General features: G+C 64.5%; 16 protein-coding genes. 11 read left to right on the top strand and 5 right to left on the bottom strand.

Annotation, left to right across the window (positions count from 1 at the left end):
• Positions 1 to 131: 131 nt before the first annotated feature.
• Both CK498_RS00875 and thiI read left to right on the top strand, forming a co-directional pair.
• Entirely contained in the window at positions 132 to 761 is a 630-nt protein-coding gene (locus CK498_RS00875) for a glutathione S-transferase family protein (RefSeq protein WP_095618977.1), read from the top strand.
• A 327-nt stretch (positions 762 to 1,088) separates the two neighbouring features.
• The gene (thiI, locus tag CK498_RS00870; protein WP_095618976.1) at positions 1,089 to 2,561 is read left to right on the top strand and encodes a tRNA uracil 4-sulfurtransferase ThiI; all 1,473 of its coding nucleotides are present in this window, start codon (positions 1,089 to 1,091) and stop codon (positions 2,559 to 2,561) included.
• A gap of 95 nt (positions 2,562 to 2,656) precedes the next feature.
• On the opposite strand, the gene CK498_RS00865 is transcribed toward thiI, so the two are convergent.
• A complete protein-coding gene (locus tag CK498_RS00865; RefSeq protein WP_095618975.1) occupies positions 2,657 to 5,038 on the bottom strand; it encodes a DNA polymerase II in 2,382 nt (793 codons plus the stop codon).
• Between the two features lie 145 nt (positions 5,039 to 5,183).
• Between CK498_RS00865 and metG the strand changes: the two genes are divergently transcribed.
• From metG to CK498_RS00840, 5 genes are all read left to right on the top strand, one after another.
• Positions 5,184 to 7,229, top strand: a complete 2,046-nt coding sequence (gene metG, locus CK498_RS00860) for a methionine--tRNA ligase (RefSeq protein WP_095618974.1) — start codon at positions 5,184 to 5,186, stop codon at positions 7,227 to 7,229.
• A gap of 147 nt (positions 7,230 to 7,376) precedes the next feature.
• A complete protein-coding gene (locus CK498_RS00855) occupies positions 7,377 to 8,963 on the top strand; it encodes a diguanylate cyclase domain-containing protein (protein WP_095618973.1) in 1,587 nt (528 codons plus the stop codon).
• An 83-nt stretch (positions 8,964 to 9,046) separates the two neighbouring features.
• On the top strand, positions 9,047 to 10,006 hold the full coding sequence (locus tag CK498_RS00850; protein WP_229358916.1) for an RnfABCDGE type electron transport complex subunit B: 960 nt from the start codon (positions 9,047 to 9,049) through the stop codon (positions 10,004 to 10,006).
• The gene (gene nth / locus CK498_RS00845; RefSeq protein ID WP_095618971.1) at positions 10,003 to 10,638 is read left to right on the top strand and encodes an endonuclease III; all 636 of its coding nucleotides are present in this window, start codon (positions 10,003 to 10,005) and stop codon (positions 10,636 to 10,638) included. The genes CK498_RS00850 and nth overlap by 4 nt, the downstream gene beginning before the upstream one ends.
• 20 nt (positions 10,639 to 10,658) lie before the next feature.
• Entirely contained in the window at positions 10,659 to 11,717 is a 1,059-nt protein-coding gene (locus tag CK498_RS00840; RefSeq protein ID WP_095618970.1) for a carboxysome shell carbonic anhydrase domain-containg protein, read from the top strand.
• A gap of 2 nt (positions 11,718 to 11,719) precedes the next feature.
• On the opposite strand, the gene CK498_RS00835 is transcribed toward CK498_RS00840, so the two are convergent.
• The 3 genes from CK498_RS00835 to CK498_RS00825 all read right to left on the bottom strand — a co-directional run bounded on the left by CK498_RS00835 (position 11,720) and on the right by CK498_RS00825 (position 14,947).
• The gene (locus CK498_RS00835) at positions 11,720 to 12,727 is read right to left on the bottom strand and encodes an ArsA family ATPase (protein ID WP_095619549.1); all 1,008 of its coding nucleotides are present in this window, start codon (positions 12,725 to 12,727) and stop codon (positions 11,720 to 11,722) included.
• Between the two features lie 215 nt (positions 12,728 to 12,942).
• A complete protein-coding gene (locus tag CK498_RS00830) occupies positions 12,943 to 13,245 on the bottom strand; it encodes a cory-CC-star protein (protein ID WP_095618969.1) in 303 nt (100 codons plus the stop codon).
• Positions 13,246 to 13,267: 22 nt separating this feature from the next.
• The gene (locus CK498_RS00825; protein ID WP_095618968.1) at positions 13,268 to 14,947 is read right to left on the bottom strand and encodes a carbon starvation CstA family protein; all 1,680 of its coding nucleotides are present in this window, start codon (positions 14,945 to 14,947) and stop codon (positions 13,268 to 13,270) included.
• 241 nt (positions 14,948 to 15,188) lie between these two features.
• Between CK498_RS00825 and CK498_RS00820 the strand changes: the two genes are divergently transcribed.
• The 4 genes from CK498_RS00820 to CK498_RS26065 all read left to right on the top strand — a co-directional run bounded on the left by CK498_RS00820 (position 15,189) and on the right by CK498_RS26065 (position 19,530).
• Positions 15,189 to 15,467, top strand: a complete 279-nt coding sequence (locus CK498_RS00820) for a hypothetical protein (RefSeq protein ID WP_095618967.1) — start codon at positions 15,189 to 15,191, stop codon at positions 15,465 to 15,467.
• Between the two features lie 282 nt (positions 15,468 to 15,749).
• On the top strand, positions 15,750 to 16,523 hold the full coding sequence (locus tag CK498_RS00815; protein WP_095618966.1) for a 3',5'-cyclic-nucleotide phosphodiesterase: 774 nt from the start codon (positions 15,750 to 15,752) through the stop codon (positions 16,521 to 16,523).
• Positions 16,520 to 17,932 carry a hypothetical protein gene (locus tag CK498_RS00810; protein WP_095618965.1) on the top strand — a complete coding sequence of 471 codons (1,413 nt, stop codon included), beginning with the start codon at positions 16,520 to 16,522 and terminating at the stop codon, positions 17,930 to 17,932. The genes CK498_RS00815 and CK498_RS00810 overlap by 4 nt, the downstream gene beginning before the upstream one ends.
• Positions 17,933 to 17,943: 11 nt before the next feature.
• On the top strand, positions 17,944 to 19,530 hold the full coding sequence (locus CK498_RS26065) for a FecR family protein (protein WP_176475676.1): 1,587 nt from the start codon (positions 17,944 to 17,946) through the stop codon (positions 19,528 to 19,530).
• An 11-nt stretch (positions 19,531 to 19,541) separates the two neighbouring features.
• On the opposite strand, the gene CK498_RS00800 is transcribed toward CK498_RS26065, so the two are convergent.
• Positions 19,542 to 21,749 carry a CHASE2 domain-containing protein gene (locus CK498_RS00800; protein WP_095618964.1) on the bottom strand — a complete coding sequence of 736 codons (2,208 nt, stop codon included), beginning with the start codon at positions 21,747 to 21,749 and terminating at the stop codon, positions 19,542 to 19,544.
• Between the last annotated feature and the right edge of the window lie 103 nt (positions 21,750 to 21,852).

Raw genomic sequence — 21,852 nt, 5'->3', positions numbered from 1 at the left:
TAGCGCTAAATATCACCGCTTTCAAACCTGCGTCAACACTTTTCGAACAGCGTTTGACATCGTCACCATGACAGCTCACCGCGACTGTGCGAGGCTGGCTATTCGATCCCCTTCGCCACGAGGCTGCGCGCATGATCGATTTCTGGACCTGGACCACTCCCAACGGCCGCAAGGTCTCGATTCTGCTCGAGGAACTGGGGCTCGATTACCGCACCCACGCGGTCGACCTCACCCAGGGCGAGCAACACACCCCGGCGTTCCTCGCGGTCAGCCCCAACAACAAGATTCCCGCCCTGCGCGATGACGACACCGGCGTCACCCTCATGGAGTCGGGTGCCATCATGTACTACCTGGCCGAGCGCCATGGGCGCTTTCTGCCCGCCGACGGCGAGCCGCGCTACCGGGTAATGGAGTGGCTGATGTGGCAGATGGGCGGCCTGGGGCCGATCCTCGGCCAGACACACCACTTCCTGCACTTCAACCCTGGCAAGGCGGCCTACGCCGAGACGCGTTTCTTCGACGAGACCCAGCGCCTTTACCGGGTGCTGGATACGCGCCTCGATGAGCGCAGCTACCTGGCTGGCGAGTACTCCATCGCCGACATGGCGGTGTGGCCGTGGGTGTCGCGCTTCGAGTGGCAGCGCATCGATCTCGACGCCTACCCTGCGGTCAAACGCTGGTATCTGGAGATCGCCGCCCGGCCGGCGGTGCAGCGCGGCTACCACAGCCCGCACAAGGTCAACGAGATTCCACTGCCCTGAGCCGATGCTACTCCAGCTATCAACATCGCTCGGAACTGATCCGTCGACAGGCCTAAGAGGAGGCGCTGTAAACCGTCCCTGGGCGCTACCTGCGCCCTGCAGCGCTCTCGCATCCTGCTCCGCTAGCAGGACCGGTGCTGGCCATCCATGGCCAGCCCGTTCGGAGGAATCCTCCTCACCCATGGCGCAGAACCTCCTCATCGGCCTGCCCCCGGCGTCCCTCGCTAAGAGTCGCAGCGATAGTGCTTAGACCATGGCGAGCCAACTGGCGATGCGTGGCAGCGGATTGCTACCATGACGCGTTCGTGTCTCCTCGAAGTGAAGCGCATGCGCTATCGAATCAAGCTGTTTGGCGAAATCACCATCAAGTCCCGCGCGGTGCGCAAGGAGATGGTGCGCTGCCTGCGCACCAATATCCGCAATACGCTGCGTGGTATCGACCCGAAGGTGCGGGTCGCCGACCACTGGGATGCGCTGGAGGTTCGCCCCTCGGCACATCTTGATGACGCGGCACATGCCGCCGTCGAAGCCAGCCTGACGCGCATTCCCGGCATTCATGAGGTGCAGGTGGTGGAGGCGTATCCCTTTATCGATTTCGCCACCACCGCCGAGCGGCTGGTAGCGCTATGGCGCGAGGCGCTGCCCGGCCGGCGCTTCCGGGTCAGCGTCAAGCGCCGCGGCCAGCACGACTTCGGCTCGGAAGATCTCGAGCGCTACCTGGGCAGCGCCCTGCTCGAGGCCGTGCCCAGTGCACGCGTCGACCTGCGCCATGCCGAGTTCGACGTGGGCCTGGAGCTCAAGGATCAACGGCTGTTGCTGGTCAGCCGGCGCCTGGCAGGCCTCGGTGGCTACCCACTGGGCACCCAGGGCCAGGCGCTGGCGCTGATCTCGGGCGGCTTCGATTCGCCGGTGGCCGCCTGGCGGCTGCTGCGCCGCGGGCTCAAGACCCACTTCCTATTCTTCAATCTCGGCGGTCCGGCCCACGAACGAGGCGTGCGCGAGGTCACCCACCACCTCTGGCAGCAGTACAGCGCCTCGCACCGGGTCAACTTCATCAGCGTGCCCTTCGGCGGCGTGGTCGACGAGATCCAGCGCCGGGTGCCGGCCGGCCTGGCCGGGGTGGTGCTCAAGCGCATGATGCTGCGCGCCGCCAACCGGGTCGCCGCCCGGGCGCGGATCCCCGCGCTGATCACCGGCGACGCCCTGGCCCAAGTCTCGAGCCAGAGCCTCGTTAACCTGGGGCTGATCGATGCGGTCAGCGAGCGGCCGATCCTGCGCCCGCTGATCGCCAGCGACAAGCAGGCGATCATCGCCGACGCCCGGCGCATCGGCACCGCCACCTACGCCGAACGGCTCCCCGAGTACTGCGGCGTGGTCTCGCAGCGCCCCCACGTGCGCCCCAGCCCGGCCCAGCTCGAGGCCGCCGAGGCGGACTTCGATCAGGCGGTGCTCGACGCCGCCATCGCCGCCGCCGAGATGACGCGCAGCGATCGCCTGCTGGAGAGCGCCCCTGTGCTGGGAGAGATCGACGAGATCGCCACGCCCCACACACTGGCCGAGGCCGCCGACGCCACCGTGATCGATATTCGCCACCCCGAGGAGCGTGACGCCGCGCCGCTACGACTGCCCCATGGCGAACCGCTGGCGATACCCTTCTTCGAACTGGCAAGCCGGGCCCCGACGCTGCCACGCCGACGCTACCTGCTCTACTGCGGTCAGGGCGTGATGAGCCGCATGCAGGCACTGCACCTCACCGACCAGGGTCTCGACCACTTTGGCGTCTACCGGGGCGAGGCGTGAGCCAGCCCGCGCCGCATCGGCAGTATGTCTCCGAGCCCAGCATGCTCGGGCACTACGCCGCTCGGTGATATGCGACGAGACGCCGCCATCGGCGCCTAGAAGAGCCCCAGCTGCCGGTCGATCAAGGCGCTGAAATCATCATCGACGAACGGCAGGATGGCATCCGCCACCGGCTGCAGCTGGCGCGTCAGGTAATGCTGGTAGTCGATGGCCGAGCGTTGCAGCTCCAGCGGCTCGGGGCCGGCGACGGTGATCACGTAGCGAATCCAGCCGCCGTGCTGGTACTGCCGTGGCCTACCCAGGCGCTGATTGAGCTCATCGGCCAGGCGCGCGGCGCGTACGTGGGGCGGCACGTTACGCTGGTAGTCGCCAAGCTTGCGGCGCAGCCGCTTGCGATACACCAGCTGCTCGTCGTACTCACCGGCCAGGGTGCGGGCCACGTAGTCGCGCACGAAGTCGCGGTAGGGTTCGCCCACAAAGATCCGTCGGTAGAGTTCCTGCTGAAAGGTCTTGGCCAGTGCCGTCCAGTCGGCGCGCACCGTCTCGAGTCCCTTGAACACCAGCTGCGGCTGCCCCCCGGCATCCTCCACCAGCCCTGCGTAGCGCTTCTTGCTGCCCTCCTCGGCGCCGCGAATGGTGGGCATCAGAAAGCGCCGATAATGGGTCTCGAACTGCAGTTCCAGGGCACTCTCCAGATCGTAGGTGGTGCGCAGATGATCGCGCCACCAGGCGTTGACCTTGGCCGCCAGGCGGCGGCCGATGGCCTCTGCTGCATCGCCATCGTGGGCGTCCTGGAGCCATACGAAGGTGGAGTCGGTATCGCCGTAGATGACCGTATGGCCTTCGGCCTCGATCAGCTCGCGGGTGCGCTGCATGATCTGGTGACCGCGCAGGGTGATCGAGGAGGCCAGCCGCGGATCGAAGAAGCGGCAGCCCCGCGAACCGAGCACGCCGTAGAAGGCATTCATGATGATCTTCAGCGCCTGGGCCAGCGGTGCGTTGCCGTCACGTTTGGCGGCCTCACGGCCCCGCCATACCCGGGCCACGATCTCGGGCAGCGCGTGGCGGCTGCGCGAGAAGTACGCACCGCGAAAGCCGGGCACCGTCAGGCCGCGACCAGGGTCGTGTTGCTCCTCGGCGAGCCCCGCCACCAGGCCCACCGGATCGATCAGGAAGGTGCGGATGATCGACGGGTAGAGGCTCTTGAAATCGAGCACCAGCACCGAGTCGTAGAGCCCCGGACGCGAGTCCATGACGAAGCCGCCGGGGCTGTTGTCGCCCTCAATGTCGCCAAGGTTCGGCGCCACGAAACCGAGGCGGTGCATGCGTGGCAGGTAGAGATGCGAGAACGCCGCCACCGAGCCGCCCATGCGGTCGACGGGCAGGCCGGTGACCGCGGCGCGCTCGAGCAGGAAGTCGATCAACTGGGTCTTGGCGAAGATCCGCGTGACCAGCTCGCAGTCCTTGAGGTTGTAGCGCGCCAGCGCCGGCTTGTCCTCGGCGAACATGCGGTTGATATCGTCCATGCGCTGGTAGGGGTTGTCGATCGCCTTGCCCTCGCCGAGCAGCGTCTGGGCGACGCTCTCCAGGCTGAACGAGGGGAACTGCCAGGTCGCCTGACGCAGTGCCTCGATGCCGTCGATGATCAGCCGCCCCGGCGCCGCGGCAAAATAGTGGTTGGCCTGGCTGCCGTGGGCGCGCCAGCTCATCGCTTCACCGCCGCGGCCGAACCGCAGCGGGACACCGAGCTGCTCGGCGTGGCGCTGCAGCACGCGCAGATCAAACTGCACCAGATTCCAGCCGATGATCGCGTCCGGATCGTGCCTGGCGACCCACTCATTGAGCCGCTCCAGCAGTTCGGCGCGGGTGGCGCAGTAGCTCAGGTCGATGTCGTCTGGCGCCACATTGGGTTCGGCGCTGCCCTTTTCGTCGAGCATGAAGACCTGACGCTGGCCGCAGCCCTGCACGGCAATCGAGTAGAGCGCGCCGCGCTCGCTGGTCTCGATATCCAGCGAGCAGAGTCGCAGTTCAGGGCGATAGCAGGCATCCGGCTTGAGATCGGCATCCACCACCCGGCCGGCGTCGCCAAGGCTACCGCTGACGCACACGCCAGCGGTAATAAAGCGCTCCATCAGGTAGCGTTCGGGGGGTCTGATATCGGCCTCGAGCAGCGCGACCCCGGCATCAGCCAGGCGTTTCTCGAGCTGCATCATTTGGCGTTGGTGACGGCAGTAGAGCCCCAGCACCGGGCGCTGTTGAAAATCGCACAGCGCCAGCTCGCGCAGCTCGACGCCGCGCTCTTCCACCAGCAGTTGCTCCACTCGCTGACACTCGGCGGCGGCCACGAAAGCCACCGACGGGCGTGGCGGCAGTATCACATACCGCGGCCCGGCGTCGGTGGCCAGCCAGAATGACACCTCGCAGCCGGCCGGCGTGTCCCGCCAGTGTCGAGTGAGTAGAAACCCCTGCTGTGCCACGCCGTGTCTCGCTGCTGCCTACCAGACTCGGATGGTACGTGCTGCAGGCGTCGATGTCGTTGGCCGTGCGCGGCACACGGATGCAGCGGGCGGCGAAGATGGCTACAATCGGGGGTCTGATTTTCTGGGGAACGTCATCGCCACTATGTCCAACTCGCCACGTCACCATGCGCGCAAGATTCTCGTTACCAGCGCCCTGCCCTACGCCAACGGTGCGATCCACCTCGGCCACCTGCTGGAGTACATCCAGACCGACATCTGGGTGCGCTTCCAGAAGAGCCGTGGCAATGCGTGCCACTACGTGTGCGCCGACGACGCTCATGGCACCGCCATCATGCTGCGTGCAGAGCAGGAAGGCATCACCTCCGAGGCACTGATCGAGCGCGTCTCCAGGGAGCACCAGGCGGATTTCGCACGCTTTGGCGTGGCCTTCGACAACTACCACTCGACCCACTCCGACGAAAACCGCTATTTCAGCGAGCTGATCTACACTCGCCTGCGCGACGCCGGCCATATCGCCACCCGCGACATCGAGCAGATGTACGACCCGGTCAAGGGGTTGTTCCTCGCCGACCGCTTCATCAAGGGTACCTGCCCCAAGTGCAAGGCCGAGGATCAATACGGCGACAACTGCGAGGCGTGCGGTGCTACCTATACACCGGCCGAGCTGATCGATCCGGTCTCGGCGATCTCCGGCGCCACGCCGGAGGTGCGCAGCTCGACCCACTACTTCTTCAAGCTGCCCGACTTCGCCGACTTCCTCAAGCGCTGGACCCGCGGCGACCACGTCCAGAGCCAGATCAGCAACAAGCTCCAGGAGTGGTTCGAGTCGGGGCTCAACGAGTGGGATATCTCCCGCGATGCGCCCTACTTCGGCTTCGAGATTCCCGATGCCCCGGGCAAGTACTTCTACGTCTGGCTCGACGCGCCGATCGGCTACCTGGCCAGCTTCAAGAACCTCTGCGACCGCGAGGGCATCGACTTCGACGCCTACTGGAAGCGTGACAGCGACGCCGAGGTCTACCACTTCATCGGCAAGGACATCGTCTATTTCCACGCGCTGTTCTGGCCGGCGATGCTCGAGGGTGCCGACTTCCGCACCCCGACCGGGGTCAACTGCCACGGCTTCGTCACCGTCAACGGTGCCAAGATGTCCAAGTCGCGGGGCACCTTCATCAAGGCGGCGACCTATGCCGAGCATCTCAACCCCGAGTACCTGCGCTACTATTTCGCCGCCAAGCTGACCTCGGGTGTCGACGACCTCGACCTCAACCTCGAGGACTTCGCCCAGCGCGTCAACTCGGACCTGGTCGGCAAGGTGGTCAACATCGCCAGTCGCTGCGCTGGCTTCGTCAAGAAACTGGGCAATGGCAAGCTGTCGGCCCACTGCGCCGAGCCGGAGCTGGTGGCCCGCTTCATCGCCGCTGGCGATGACATCGCCGCCGATTTCGAGGCACGTGAATTCGGCCGCGCCATGCGCCGGGTGATGGAGCTCGCCGACGAGGCCAACACCTATATTGCCGACAAGGCGCCGTGGGTACTGGCCAAGGAGTCGGGGCGCGAGCACGAGGTCCTCGATATCTGCTCGGTAGGCATCAACCTGTTCCGCCAGCTAATGGTCTACCTGGCGCCGGTGGTGCCGGCCATGGCCGAGGGTGCCCGCGAGTTCCTCGAGCTCGACGGCCTCGACTGGCATAGCCGCCATGAGGTGCTGCTGGATCACGAGGTCGCCAAGTTCAAGCCGCTGATGACCCGCGTCGAGCGCGACAAGATCGATGCCATGATCGAGGCATCCAAGGAGGACCTGGTGGAAGAGCAGAAACTCAAGGACACCCCCAAGGGCCCGCTGGCCGCGGAGCCCATCGCCGCAGAGATCGGCTTCGACGACTTCATCAAGGTCGACCTGCGCATCGCCCGCATCGCCAAGGCCGACTACGTCGAGGGGGCCGACAAGCTGCTCGAGCTGACCCTCGACCTGGGCGGCGAGACCCGCACGGTGTTTTCCGGCATTCGTTCCGCCTATGCCCCGGAAGCACTGGAGGGGCGCCTGACGGTGATGGTCGCCAACCTGGCGCCGCGCAAGATGCGTTTCGGGGTCTCCGAAGGCATGGTGCTGGCCGCCGGTAACGACGACGGCATCTACCTGCTGTCGCCGGACTCCGGCGCTGAGCCTGGCCAACGCGTGGTGTAACCTCATTCGCCAACGCCGTAGCGGGCGCCGGGGGTATCCCAGGCGCCCGTTTTTTTGCCACTGAACTAAAGAATCATTAGCGCTCGCCGATAGGCTTTGTAGGATATCTCTTACAGGACGGCGTCACCGGGCGCCCGGGAAACCTCGATGCCACTCCCCCTCACCTCCTTACGCCACCGGTTCCTGCTCGCCCTGGGCGGTGTGTTACTGATGACCATGGCCGGGCTATGGTTGATCGGCCGGCTGCTGGTGCTTCCCGCCCTGCTCGAGGAAGAGCGCGAGGTCGCCTCGCGGGAGCTCGATCGACTCGAACGCAGCCTTACTCACAATCAGCAGCTGCTGATGGCCCAGGTTCGCGACTGGGCGCACTGGGACGATACCTACGCCTTCGTCCAGGGCCAGCAGCCCCGCTATGCGCAAGTCAACTTCAGCCGCAGCATGTTCGAGGACATGGACTACCAGCTGATGGTGTTCTTCGACTCCGACGGCAACGTCTACTGGGTGGCGGGCATCGATCCCGCCAGCGCCCGATATGCCTCCTGCGCCGAGCCGCGCGGCGACTGTGCCTGGGCGGCAGCGGTCATCACCAGCCTCCAGCAGCGCCTGGAGAGCGTCATGGAGGGCGGCAGCGACTATCTTTTCGTCAAGCCCTGGCCCGCACTGGTCGGCATCAGCCCGGTGCTGCGCACCGATGAGAGCGGCCCGCCGCGCGGCTGGCTAGCCAAGGTACGGCTACTCGACGAGGCCTGGCAGGCAGGTGTCCATGAGCGGACAGGGCTGCCCGTCAGCGTCGAGCCGGCCCTGACAGCGGAGCCCGGCGACATCCACGTCCTGCTGCATCAGGATGAGGCTTCCCTGATGAGAGTCAGCCGCTACCTGCCCGCCTCTCAGCCCGGGCTTGCCCTGAATCTGACGACCCAACTGCCACGCGATACGATCCGCACCAGCCTGCGTACCTTCCGCTATGCGCTGGGCTCCGTCGTCGCGCTGATGCTGCTGGTCATTGCCCTGGTGCTGCTGTTGCTGGAGCGTATGATCCTGCGCCCGCTGCGCGACTTCACGCGTTTCACTCATAGCCTGCAGGATCCGGCCAAGACCCACTCCACCCCGGCGGCGCTGCTGGCCCGAGACGACGAGATCGGCACCCTGGCCCGGGAGTTTCAGGGACTGCTCGAGGAGCAGCGCGCACGCACCTCGTCGCTGCTCGAGCTGGCTCGCCACGATCATCTCACCGGTCTTGCCAACCGACGGCTGTTCGACGCACGGCTCGACGAGGCGCTGATCACCGCCGAACGCAACGCTGGCAGCGTCGCAGTGATGATGCTCGATATCGACTACTTCAAGCCCTATAACGATCACTACGGACACCAGGCCGGCGATGCCTGCCTGGTGCAGGTTGCCGACTGCATGCGACGTCTCGCCGATCGTGCAGAACCGGGTCTGCGGCCGCTGGTAGCACGCACCGGGGGTGAGGAATTCAGCCTACTGCTGGAGGATAGCGACCACGATACTGCGATGGGCTTCGCCGAGTCGCTGCGTGCCGCGATAGTGGCGCTGGATATCCCGCATGTTGCCTCGCCGGTCGGCAGCCCCTTGACGGTAAGCATCGGCGTCGCCAGTGCCACGTCGCCACCTTTCGATCCGCATGCGCTGATGCGCGAGGCCGACCGCGCGCTATATGCGGCCAAGGCCGCCGGCCGCAACCATGTGCTGGACGCCGCGGAAGAGCCGTGAGCGGCGCTCGAAGCCAACCGCTGCGGGGGCTATAATGGGCGGCTCATATAGCCAAGCCGCCAGCCGATGATGATATGTGTCCCATGCAGCACCTGATCGACGCCATCGATGCCGAACTGCCCCAGACCCAGTGCGGCAAGTGCGGCCAACCGGGCTGCCGCCCTTACGCCGAGGCGGTCGCCAACGGCGAGGCAATCAATCGCTGCCCGCCGGGCGGCGAACGTACCGTGGCGCGGCTGGCGGCGATCACCGGGCGCCCTGTCATCGCGCTGGAACAGCCGGCCCAGTCGCCGCTGACCGCCTATATTCGCGAAGACGAGTGCATCGGCTGCACCAAGTGCATTCAGGCCTGCCCGGTGGACGCCATTCTCGGCGCCGCCAAGCAGATGCATACTGTGATCGTCGACCAGTGCACCGGCTGCGAGCTGTGTGTCGCCCCCTGCCCGGTCGACTGTATCGACCTGCTCCCCCATCCACAGTGGCAGGCCGCCAGCAGCGAAGCACAGCAGCAGCGCTATCTGGCCTATCGCGCCGATCAGGGCCGCAAGCGCTTCGAAGCGCGTCAGCAGCGTCTGGCAGCCCAGGCCGAGGCCAAGCGTCAGCGTCGTGCCCAACGCCAGGCGAGACCCGGCACCCAGCAGGCCGCGACGCTCTCCGAAAGTGCCCTGCGCGCCAATCGCATGCGCTTGGCGGCGGTCATCAAGCGGCTGACGCGTCAGCAGCAGCGCGCCGAGGACGATACGCAGCGCCGGAGCCTGACAGCACGCATCGCCGAGCACCAGGCCAAGCTCGATGAACTCGACCGCCGGCTCGGTCAGGCTCAGGCGCCTTCGACGCCCCGCACACCGGGGCTGCAGCAGAAACGCATGGCCGTCAACGCGGCCGAGCAGTCGCTGCGCAAGGCCCGCCAGCAGCTGGCCCACGCCGAGCGCCAGCACGACCCCGCCGCCCAAGCCAGTGCCCAGCAGCAGATCGCACAGGCCAGCGCGATGCTCGAGCAGGCCCTCGCCTCCCAGCCACCTTCACCGGGCAAGCCATCATGAATGCCGAGAAACGCCACGCGATATTCACCCGGCTGCGCGAGCATATGCCCGAGCCGACCACCGAGCTGAACTGGACCACGCCCTTCGAACTTCTCACCGCGGTGCTACTCTCGGCCCAGGCCACCGATGTCGGCGTCAACAAGGCCACAGCGCGACTGTTCCCGGTAGCCAATACGCCCCAGGCGATCATCGATCTCGGCATTGATGGCCTCAAGCAGCACATCAAGACCATCGGCCTCTACAACACCAAGGCCGAGAACCTGATGAAGACCTGCCATATCCTGATCGACAAGCATGCCGGCGAGGTGCCGCAGACCCGCGCCGCCCTGGAAGCGCTGCCCGGGGTGGGCCGCAAGACCGCCAACGTGATCCTCAATACCGCCTTTGGGCAACCCACCATTGCCGTCGACACCCACATCTTCCGGGTCTCCAACCGCACCCGCATCGCCCCGGGCAAGGACGTGGTCGAGGTCGAGAAGAAACTGATGCGCCACGTGCCCAAGGAGTTTCGGCAGGATGCCCACCACTGGCTGATCCTCCACGGCCGCTATACTTGCGTAGCGCGCAAGCCGCGCTGCGGCAGCTGCGTGATCGAGGACCTGTGCGAGTTCAAGGACAAGGTCGACCTCTAACAGATACCAGCGAGCCGCCCATGCAGATACATGACCGCCCCCTGGCACAGCGCATCGAGTGGCTGCTGACCCTGTCCCGCGACCACGCCGAGTGCTTCGGCAGCCCGTCGGCCTGGCTGGCCCGGGAGCGCTACCTCGCCGCGCATCCCACCCGCATCGTGGCGATGAAGTGCATGGACGGGCGGATTCACCTGCCGCATGCCACGCGCACCCCGCTGGGCATCATTCGCCCGTTTCGCAATCTCGGCGGCATCTTCCACCTCGGCTGGCCCTACCTGGGCGAGATGCTCGCCGAAAGCGTCAGCGAAGCCGCCCGCGCTGGTCATGGCGTGCTGATGCTGATCACCTACCACTTCTCCCGCGGTGAGCGGTCGCGCGGCTGCGCAGGCTTCGACTGCGACAGCCAGGCGGCGCTGGCCCATGCCTACCAGATCCGCGCCCAGGCCGAGCAGCTGTTCGGCGCTGACCACCGCCACGTCTACCCGCTGGTGTGCGGCTTCGAAACCGACAGCGATGCGCTGATCATTCACGGCGACGACGGCCGCGTGCTCGACATCGGCAGCCTCGACGCCAATCAGGCTGCCGGCCTGACACAAGCCGTCAGCGCACTCTGCCCCGATATGCCGGCGGCCACGCTGCGCGACCTGCTGCCACTGCTGGAGGGCAACCTGGCACACGTCGAGGCGCTGCGTGGGGTATCCCGCGCCCTGGATATCGAGCATCGCGAGTGGGTGATCTGTATCGGCCGCGGCTTCGACTTCCTGCACGTGCCCAATACCGCGCTGATCGTCGGCCCCTACAGCCCCAATCTCTCGGAGCCGATCGGCACCGCGGCGAGCATCATCGATGCCAACATGCGCGCCGGGCGCATTCCCGACGACGGCTTCATGCTGCTGGCCTCGACGCCCTACCAGGACATCGGTGTCGATCGCGCCCGCGCCGAGCTCAAGTCACGCTTCCTGTCGGACTTCGCCAGCCAGGTGATTGGCCGAGAACACCCGGCACTCGCCGAGCGCATGGTACGGCACACCGCCGTGGTCCACTGGCCGACACGTCGCCTCGATCTGCTCGACACTTAAGGCTAGAACCCCAGCGATTCGAGCCGGTCGGCCAGGTCATCGAGGATCTCGATGCCCTGCACGTCGGTGGGCAACCACGGCAGGTGTGGCCGCGGCAGATGGCTGAAGGCCTCATCAATACTGGCCAGATAGACCGCCTCCTGCTCGCGCCGCGCGCGCAGGAAGTCGCCGTCGGCATCCGCGGGAATCACCCGATTGACCAGGGTCCCGGCCACCGGAATCTTGACCGCTTCGAGCGCCTCGACGGCACGCGCGGTCTCGAGAATCGGCAGCCGCTCGGGGGTCATCACGAACAGGAAGTTACTCTGCTCAGGGTCTTCGATGCGTCGCCGCGCCTGGTGGAACAGTCGGCGGCGATCGAGCAAGGTCTGCGCCACGTCACGGGTGCGCTCATCGAGATCGTTGAAGGCGTCTTCCTGGGGGTCATCGAAGGGCGTGGCGACATCGCGACCACGCTTGGGGGTCAGGTGCTTGAGCACCTTACCCAGTTCCTCGGACTTGCGATTGTGGGCCAGCAGGCCATCGGTCCAGGCGGCCATCGCCTCGGGCAGCGTCAGCAACCGCAGGGTGTGGCCGGTAGGCGCGGTATCGAAGATGATCAGGTCGTAGGGTAGCTGGTCGTCGGTCATCAGCCGCGCCAGGCGCTCGAGTAGCGCCGCCTCCTGGGTGCCCGGCGACTGCCGGGTGAGACGCATCTGACGCTCGAGCTCCTTCATCATCTCCGGCGCGGCGTAGCGGCGCATCTGCTCGGTGACCCGCGCCAGGTGCGCCTCGACCTCGATATCCGGGTCGATCTCCATGGCGTCGAGGTTGGGTAGCAGGCGCCGCGGGGTGTCGCTCAGCTCGCGGTCGAAGACATCGCCGAGGCTGTGTGCCGGGTCGGTGGAGACCACCAGCACGCGCCGTTCGCGACGCGCGGCGAGCACCGCCAGCGAGGCAGCCACGGTGGTCTTGCCCACCCCGCCCTTGCCGCCGACCCATAGCAGGCGTTTCTGCAGTAAAGCTTTCATCATGCACTTATCCCAATGTCACAGGGCTATCGCAAGGGCCAGCGGCGAGGGGCGCCGGGGACAAGCCGAAGAGGGGGTTCTGGACCAGGGATGGTCCAGGTAGCCCCCAGGGAGGGGTTCATGGCGCCCCCTCCTAGGCTTGTCGACGGATCAGCCCTGAGCACTACCACCCAAGCGATGCTGATGGGTACGCTTGTGTGTCTCAGCAGCCGGCGCTAGCAGCACCTGAAGTGATCCAGCGGCGAGCGCTCCATCCCCATGCGTGTGTGCCAGTCATGGAAACGCTCGAGCAGCAGCGGCTGCAGTTCGAGGGTGTAATAGGCGGCCGGATTGGGCACGCCCATCATCTCCGAGAACACCAGCAGCATGAACAGGTCGTCCTCGTCGCGGCGGGCGCGGGCTATCGCGCCGCGATAGCGCGAGGAGTAGACCTCCTCGGCGAAGAAACGGGCCTGGCTTAGCCAGGCCCGGATTTTTTCGCGACGAGGATCATGCCCAGTGTCATGATCGTCGTGCATCAGTCGCTCCTCGGGGCGTCAGTCACCCTTCACCCTGTTCGGCCATGTCCGCGCGGGTACGCTTGAGCGCCGCCGCACACTCCATGGCCACCATGATCGCGGCAACCAGTACCACGATATCCAGGATCAGCAGGAAGTAGTTACCGTCGTTGAAGAAGGTACGCAGCTGGATGAGCAGCGCGGCAATGGTCATCACCAGCAGGAAGCACAACGGCGCCAGGGTGTACCACATGGGACGACGCAGGCGCACCAGCATCACCGTGATCACCAGCAGGGTCAGGCCCGCCAGCAGCTGGTTGGTGGTGCCGAACAGCGGCCAGATGATCAAGCCACCGGTGCCATCGGCACCACCGGCGCCGAAGGCCAGCACCAGACAGCTGCCCACCGCCAGCAGGGTGGCCGGGGCCGACTTCTTCATCCATGGCTGGTGATAGATCTCGCCCCACTCCTGGAAAATATAGCGCTGCAGACGCAGGCCCGTATCCATGGTGGTGCCGGCAAACAGCGCCGCCATCACCGTCAGCAAGGTCGCGGCGGTGGCTTCGGGCAGGCCCAGGCCATTGTGAATCATGAAGGCACCGCCCTCGACGAAGGCATTCACGCCACCGGCGCCGAAAGCAGTGTACATGGCCTGCCAGTCGGCCAGAGTCGCGAAGCCGGCCGTCGCAGCGAGGATCGCAGCCAGCGCCAGCATGCCTTCGCCCACCGCACCGAAGTAGCCCACGAAACGCGCGTCGGTTTCCTTGTTGAGCTGCTTGGAGGTGGTGCCCGACGACACCAGCCCGTGGAAGCCCGAGATTGCCCCGCAGGCGATGGTCACGAACAGTAGCGGCAGCATCGATGGCGTTCCCGCCGGCACGTCACTGTTGACCATCGGCGCGACGATGCTCGGATTGAGCAGCAGGATGGCACCATAGAGGACGATCAGGCCGATGAACAACTGCAAGCCATTGATATAGTCGCGCGGCTGCAGCAGCACCCACACCGGCAGCAGCGAAGCGATGGCGGCATAGCCGAACAGGATCAGGATCCACACCGCATTACCGGAGAAGCCGGCCACCTCGGCAGGCATCTGCAGCGGCACCGACGGCCCGATGCCGATCAGCGCGTAAAGCGCGATGACACCGATCACCGAGACCACCGGCAGGCTGAGGATGCGACGATAGATCAGTTGGCCAATGATCAGTGCGACAAAGATTGCCCCCCACACCGGCACCACGGCGCTGGAGAAGTTCATCATCAGGCCGGCGATGACCACCGCGAAGACCGCGTTGACCATCAGCAACACCAGGAAGATGACGATCATGAAGATGCTGCGCGCGCGACTACCGACCACATCGCCGGTCAGCGCCCCCACCGACTTGGCCTTGTTGCGCACGCTGGCCCAGATGGCGCCGAAGTCGTGTATCCCGGCAAAGAAGATGGTACCAAACACCACCCACAGGAAGGCCGGCAGCCAACCCCAGATCACCGCAATGGCTGGCCCTACGATGGGCGCGGCCCCGGCTACCGAGGTGAAGTGGTGGCCCCAGAGAATGAAACGGTTGGTGGGTACGAAATCGACGCCATCTTCGTACTCGTGGGCGGGTGTCTTGAAGTCGGGATCGAGGCGATAGATCTTCTCGGCAATGAACTTGGAGTACACGAAGTACCCCCCGGCCATCCCGGCAAGACCTAGCACCAGCAGAACGATTGCACTCATGTGAGAGGCTCCTTGCACTGGGAAAAACGCATGCGGCGGTTTTCCGTCATCTCGCTTTTATCGGGCAGTTGCTCGTCGCGCCAATGATGGCGCCTGATTATCGATAAATCCATCACGGGCATGGCGTTTCTGAGCAAATTACATCGAAGGTCGAAAGGCAACCGCCAGGCGGCGGCGATACGCTGCCCATATAGGCATCGCCAACGGCGATGACCCACCTTCATCGCGAAGAGGCCTCCTCATGGATGCATTCTGGACTCTCCTGGCCATGTCCGCCGCCTTCGGTGCCTTCACCGGCTCGCTGTTTCGCCTCAGCCGCCGCCCAGGCTACCAGCGGCCCTTCCTGTTTCCGCTGGTGGGGCTGCTGGCGGGCATCACCGCCTTCTTCATCTACCGCATCCTGCTGGCGGTAACCGGTGCGCCGGTATGGCTGGTGCCGCTGCTGGTGGTGTTACAGGTATGGCTATGGCTGGGGCCGCTAGCACCACGCTTCACCCAGGCCAACGGCAACAGCAAGTAGCGCCGCAGCGGAACGCTCACCTGGATATCCGCGGCGATTCACCACCACTCCCTGACCACGCCTCTGGATGTGAAAATCTTCCTCGAGGTGCTTGGCCGCCTTGATGTCGCAGCGTTCTATCCATGTAACTCGACACTCGGCAACCAATCAGTTTAGCCTAAGGTTCGACTTCAGCTGACGACATAGGCAGAACGCCTCATCCAATTGACGCCCCCTTTTTTAGGCGAAAATGGTGCCTTCGATAGCGCTGCTTTTCACCTCCATCGCTGACGGATAGATGCCATGCACATTCAGACACTGGGGGCCAGCGGCGGAATCGAAAGCCGGGAAGGCACCACCGCTTTCCTGCTCGCACCGAACCTGCTGCTGGATGCTGGCACCGGCGTCCAGCAACTCACCCCGGCTCAGATGGCATGTATCGACAGCGTGCTGCTCACCCATGCCCACCTCGATCACATTGCAAGCCTGCCCCTGCTCATCGACACCCAATACGAAAGAATGGTCGAGCAGGAGACGGCCCTGACGGTCTATGCGCTGCCCGAGGTGATCGAGACACTCAAACGGCATATCTTCAATGGCGCTATCTGGCCGGACTTCAGCACCTTGCCCTCCTCCGATAATGCCGTATTGCGCTTTTCTCCCCTAAGCCCGTGGGACGCTCTCACGCTCCCCACTATTGGGGGAGAATCGCTGACCATCACCCCCTTTCCCGTCTCCCACAGCGTGCCCGCATGCGGCTACCTGGTGAGTGACGACACGATGAAATTCGCTTTCAGTGGCGACACCGGCCTCGATGTCAGCGTGACAGCATCGCTCAATCGATTAGGCACACTCGACTGCCTGGTCATCGAGTGTGCCTTTGCCAACCACCTTGATGCCCTGGCCGAAATCGCTTGTCACTTGACGCCACACCGTCTAACCGCGCTGCTTGCCAGCCTCGATTCACCTCCCAAGACACTCTGGGTCACTCACCTGAAGCCCAGCCTTCGCGAGCAGATTTTTACCGAACTGCAGCATGCGCTACCCGATTCATTGACCTGGAGCCTTCCATCATGAGGCGAATTTTCACCTTCTCGCCGGCCCGGCTCGCCTCACGGGTGGGTGTTCTCTTCGTGCTGCTCTGTTCATCCGCCTGGGCCTATCACGCCGACCTCGACGCAGCCCGCCAGACCCTCGAACAAGGCGAACATCAGGCCGCCTACCAGCAGCTTCAAGCGCTTGAGCTAGAATACGGCGGCGAGCCTGAATTCGATTACTGGCTGGGCGTAGCCGCTCTACGTGCCGGGGCGCCAAGCCACGCCCTGATCGCGCTGGAGCGCGTCATTCTCCGGCAACCACGCCACGCAGGTGCCCGCATGGAGCGTGTGGCGGCGCTATTGCAACTCGACCAGCGTGCCGCCGCGGAACGCGAGATCGAGCGCCTGCAGGCACTCTCGCCGCCCCCTGACGCAGAGGCAGCGATCGGGCGCTTTCAAGCCGCGATCGAGCAGCGCCAACACGCGGAGAACAGCCCGCAGCACCAAGGGCGTTTTGGCATCGACATCGGCCATGACAGTAATCCCCAGCGCTTTCCCGGTGAGGTCGCTATTGACCCGTTGCAGCCTAATAGACGTGATGCCATCGAGACCTTGCTCGCCCATCCAGATATTGAGATTGACGAGAGCTCTATACCTCAGCCGCAGATATTTGCCCGCGATTCGAGTACCTATCAGCGGTTACAAGGCAGCTACCAGGGGACCTTCCCGGTGGATGGGCAGTCGCGCTGGCTGCTCAATGCCGTGGGCCAGGCGCAGCGCTATAGCCGGGAAGCGGCACAGGATTACGATCTAACCCTGGCGCAGGCCGAGCTAGGCTACCAGCGCGACCTGGCGCAGCAGCGCGTCTTCACACTGCGCGGCGCTGCACTGCAGGGCTGGAGTGGGCGCAGCCAGGACCGCCTGCTGACTCGCTGGGGCAGCCGCGCGGAACTCAGCCAACCGATTGGGCTCGACAGCGAGCTGACTTGGCAGCTGGGTGTCCAGCACAACCGCTATAGTGACGCGAGAAACGACCATGATACCGGCCTGCTTGGCATTCAACTCACCAGCCACCACTCGGCATGGCGCACACGTCTGGTGGCCCAGGTCGAGCAGGAGTGGGCTAACGACGACCGCGAGGGCGGCGACGTGACTCAGCTTCGCCTGGGCGGCGGCGTGGACTACCCCATCGGTGAGCGACAGCTGTTGCGCGCCGACCTGAATCATCGCCTGCGCAGCTATCAAGACGACGGCTTCGCACGCTTCAACGATTTTTCCGCCACGCAGCGCCGCGACCGTATCTGGCAGGCCCGTCTCACCTGGCTTTACCAGTTCAGCAGGGACTGGCTGGTAGAGGCCAGTGCCGATGTCGAGCGCCGTCGATCGTCGGTCGACTTCTTCGATACGAGCCGCCGCCAGACACAAGTCGGCATTCGCTACCTTTTCTGACGGAGCCGGACATGAACCTCTTTGCCAAACATCCCCTGGCACACTGCCTATCGCTGGGTATTGCTGGTGCCGGGCTGCTGCCCATGCTCGCCCACGCAGACACGCCTGCCGGGCAGGTCATGTTCGTTCACGGCAGCGCCACCATCGAACGCAATGGCGAACGCATTGCCGCGGAACGTGGCGCCGACTTCTTTGCCGGTGACACCTTCCACACCGCAGGTGCCAGCACGCTACAGCTGCGCTACAGCGATGGCGGCACCAAGGCCATTCGCCCAGACAGCAGCTACACCCTCGAGCGCTATGAACTCGATGACGATAGCCCGGAAGACTCCGCCCAGGGTGGCGAGCTCGTGCGCGGCGGCCTGCGTGCCATCACCGGCGCCATTGGCCGAGACGCGCCTGACAATGTCACCCACAGCACCCCGGTCGCCACCATGGGCATCCGCGGGACCAGCTTCCAAATGCTGCATGTTCCCGAGCAAGGAATACCCTCCCTGCCCGACGTCGAAGCCGGCAGTTACCTCTATGTGGAAAGCGGCCTGCTGGTCATGTCCACCGCCGCCGGCGAAACCCTGGTGCGCCCTGGCCAGGTCTATTTCTCCCCTGCGTTGGATGAACCGCCGCGCCTGGCACCGGGTGGCATCGGTATCTTCGATCAACTCGAGGAGAGCATGCCCCAGGGCAGCACGTTTTTCGAAGAAATAGCGCTGACGCCCGTGGATACGGCGGACCTGCAGGCCACCCTGAGTGAATCCGAGAGCAGTGAACAGCTGATCGATACAGAGCGTGATGCCGAAGATGTCATCGCGTCCACCCCCGCTCCGGAGCCTGAGCCTGAGCCTGAGCCTGAACCAGAGCCCGAACCAGAGCCCGAGCCCGAGCCCGAACCAGAACCAGAACCAGAACCAGAACCCGAGCCTGAACCAGAGCCTGAGCCTGAACCAGAGCCGTGGTTAGACTTTGAGCCCGTTGTCTTTGAAAACACGCTGACCACCGTCGTCGGAACTGACTATATAGGTGCGCTATATGAGTCCAACACACCGCCTTTCGCGCAGAGTTCCAGAGAAATTGAAACGGGCGAGGTGGTGTGGGGCTACTGGGAGAGCGGGCAGGAAGTGACGTTGGACGGCACTACCGATGTGCTGCCGGAATCGGTCGTCTTTATCGCCGCCTCACCGGAGTTAACGATAAACGAAGCGTATCCCTTCGAGATTGATGAATTGGCTTCCGTTACATTTAGCTGGGTGGATGGCACCGGGCTGGTACCCCACGAAGGTGGCGATATCATCCCTATTCTCAGCGACAGCTCTATTGAGCTTTCCAACGTTGGTGGCATTGGTGGTATTGAAATTGAGATTCATCTCGATGGATTTGGCACACTGTCCGGCAGCGTGGCAACTGAAAGCTTCTCTCTCGCCAATATTCCGCTAGATGATGTGACCTGTGGTGGTAGCGGCTGCTTCGACGGCGGAAATTTCACAGGCCGCTATATCGGCGAAGACGCCGCCGCCATCATGAGCCTAATTGAAACCTGGGGCGATATCGGCAACTACAGCGGTACCGGCGTGTTCGAAGAAATCGGACCTCAACCTGAATAACCCAGATAACCTCACTTCTCCGTATGCGTCCATACCCCATCCCAGTCGGATGGGGGTGGGGCTGCCTTGAACAGCGCGATGCGCTCAAGGTACATCTGGGTGGGAGCGTCTTGCCGGTCGGATAGCGCCTGGAAGGCGCGCCCGGCGGCAGCAAAATCCGCCGCGTGATAGAGATCCAGCGCCTGCTCGTACGCGGCGTGCCACTCGCGCCGTGATTCGCCCAGCGCCTCCTGGCGGCCGAGCGGCTCGAGAATCCACAGCGGCGCGCTGCGACCTTTCACCCGCACCTTATCCAAGCGTCTGAAACACCAGCTGGGCAACTGCTTGGCGGTATTCTCGCTGACGATCACGCTCACGCCATAGGCCTTGGTCAACCCCTCCAGGCGCGAGCCAAGGTTGACGTTATCGCCCATCACCGTATACGCCATGCGAAAGCTGGAGCCCATGTTGCCCACGCTCATGGGGCCAGTATTGAGCCCTACCCCCATGGCCAGTGCGGGTTTGCCCTCGGCCATGAATTCGCGGTTGACGGCCTCGAGCGCGTCGAGCATGGCAAAGGCGCCCTCGAGCGCATGCTCGGCGTGTTGCGTGTCGTGCAGCGGTGCGCCCCAGAACGCCATGATGGCATCGCCCATATACTTGTCGATGGTACCGCGGTGCTGATGGATCGCGCCGGTCAGCGGCGTCAACAGCCGGTTCATCACCTCAGTAAGCTCTGCAGGCGCAATGGCCTCTGAAAAGGCGGTAAAGCCGCGTACATCCGAGAACAGCACGGTGAGCTCACGCTCCTCCCCTTCCAACCCGAAGCTTTCGCCGCTATCGACCATGTCCTCCACCAGCTGTGGTGGAATGTACTGTCCGAAGCGCTCGGCCACCCAGCGCTTCTGCTGGGTTTCGCGCAGAAAGTTCATCGCCAGGTGCCACATCATCTGGGCCACCAGCAGCACCAGCAAGCCGGCGATGGGCAACGCAAGCCCCTGATACCACGCCCACAGGTTACCGCCTAGCGCCGTCGCCAGCAGTACGCTACTGATCGCGACCAGCAGTAGCGCATTGAGATGCGGATAGAGCAGCACCATCAGCATGCCCAGGGCCACCAGGCTCACGAGCTCGAACCCGAGCACCCACGGCGGCTGGGCGTGGATGCTCTGGTGCAGCATGCCGGCCAGCAGGCTGAGGTTGATCTCGGGCCCGGGGTAGACGCCCCCCACCGGCGTGGAGCGCAAATCCATCAATCCAGGGGCGGAGGCCCCCAGTATCAGCGTCTTTCCCGCCAGCGCCCCCGGCTCCAGGCGCCCCTCCAGCACATCGACTGCCGGAATATAGTCGAAATGCCCTTGCGCCCCGTACCAGGGCACCAGGGCGGCGCCACGACCATCCACCGGGATCTCGAACCCGCCGACGTCAAGGGCTTCCAACTGCGTCACCCCAGCGCCCTCCCCCAGCACCGCTGTGATCGGTGGCTCGCCCAGCAGCGTGAGCAACATCGCCAACGGCAGGTTGGGGTAAAGCTCCCCCTCCCAACGTTGCAGCATGGGCACGCGACGAAATACACCGTCGTCGTCCACACGCGGGTTATCGAAAAACCCCGCATTCATCGCGCTCTGTTGCAGGATCGGCAGGTTGGCGGTATAGCGCTCGGGCGCAGGAAACGGCAGCGGGTCAGACGCCTCTAGGAGCGCCGGGCGAGGCAACTGCCCGACAGAGGGCGGATCCCCGGGTTGGCGTGACGCCTGGAAATAGTAACCAAGTACAACAGGGTGGGCCGCCAGGGCGTTCGACAACTGCTCGTCGCCATCGACAGGCGGCGGCAGTTCACCGAGCGCCGGGTAATCGCGGGAGAGCTCCTCCCAGTGCCGTTGCCATAGCGAGGTTTCAGGTTCGGCAAAGACCACATCGATGCCCAGCAACCCTGCCTCGTACTCGGTGAACAGCGTGTCCACCAGATCCGCAAGCGTAGCCCGCGGCCATGGCCATTGCCCCACTTCGTAAAGGCTGCGCTCGTCAATGTCGATAATGGCCAGGGAGGCGTCCGCCTGTTCCGACAAGGTGCTGCGCACCTTCATGTCGTAAGCCTGCCACTCCAGGCGCTCCAACAACGGGAAGGGCAGCAGGCCCGTTTTCTCGACAAGCAACAGCATCACGATCAACACACCGCCAGCGTACTGCAACCAGTGCCAATAGCGCTTGTAGGTACGGATGGGAGTCTTTGATGCCATGCCCGAACATTCCTCAAGGTTTTTCTTACACTACTGGTTGGGCCGCAGCGCGCGCGACCACCAGTGCCAGGGCATGTAGAAAGCGCTTATACGGCCGGCAACC

It is taken from the genome of Halomonas salipaludis (genome assembly GCF_002286975.1).
Taxonomy (GTDB): Bacteria; Pseudomonadota; Gammaproteobacteria; order Pseudomonadales; family Halomonadaceae; genus Franzmannia; species Franzmannia salipaludis.
This window is presented reverse-complemented; position numbering and strand designations above follow the sequence as displayed.

Coding starts and splice junctions, on each gene's coding strand:
- CK498_RS00875 (WP_095618977.1), top strand. CDS start 132: ATGATCGATTTCTGGACCTGGACCACTCCCAACGGCCGCAAGGTCTCG.
- thiI (WP_095618976.1), top strand. CDS start 1,089: ATGCGCTATCGAATCAAGCTGTTTGGCGAAATCACCATCAAGTCCCGC.
- metG (WP_095618974.1), top strand. CDS start 5,184: ATGTCCAACTCGCCACGTCACCATGCGCGCAAGATTCTCGTTACCAGC.
- CK498_RS00855 (WP_095618973.1), top strand. CDS start 7,377: ATGCCACTCCCCCTCACCTCCTTACGCCACCGGTTCCTGCTCGCCCTG.
- CK498_RS00850 (WP_229358916.1), top strand. CDS start 9,047: ATGCAGCACCTGATCGACGCCATCGATGCCGAACTGCCCCAGACCCAG.
- nth (WP_095618971.1), top strand. CDS start 10,003: ATGAATGCCGAGAAACGCCACGCGATATTCACCCGGCTGCGCGAGCAT.
- CK498_RS00840 (WP_095618970.1), top strand. CDS start 10,659: ATGCAGATACATGACCGCCCCCTGGCACAGCGCATCGAGTGGCTGCTG.
- CK498_RS00835 (WP_095619549.1), bottom strand. CDS start 12,727: ATGAAAGCTTTACTGCAGAAACGCCTGCTATGGGTCGGCGGCAAGGGC.
- CK498_RS00830 (WP_095618969.1), bottom strand. CDS start 13,245: ATGCACGACGATCATGACACTGGGCATGATCCTCGTCGCGAAAAAATC.
- CK498_RS00825 (WP_095618968.1), bottom strand. CDS start 14,947: ATGAGTGCAATCGTTCTGCTGGTGCTAGGTCTTGCCGGGATGGCCGGG.
- CK498_RS00820 (WP_095618967.1), top strand. CDS start 15,189: ATGGATGCATTCTGGACTCTCCTGGCCATGTCCGCCGCCTTCGGTGCC.
- CK498_RS00815 (WP_095618966.1), top strand. CDS start 15,750: ATGCACATTCAGACACTGGGGGCCAGCGGCGGAATCGAAAGCCGGGAA.
- CK498_RS00810 (WP_095618965.1), top strand. CDS start 16,520: ATGAGGCGAATTTTCACCTTCTCGCCGGCCCGGCTCGCCTCACGGGTG.
- CK498_RS26065 (WP_176475676.1), top strand. CDS start 17,944: ATGAACCTCTTTGCCAAACATCCCCTGGCACACTGCCTATCGCTGGGT.
- CK498_RS00800 (WP_095618964.1), bottom strand. CDS start 21,749: ATGGCATCAAAGACTCCCATCCGTACCTACAAGCGCTATTGGCACTGG.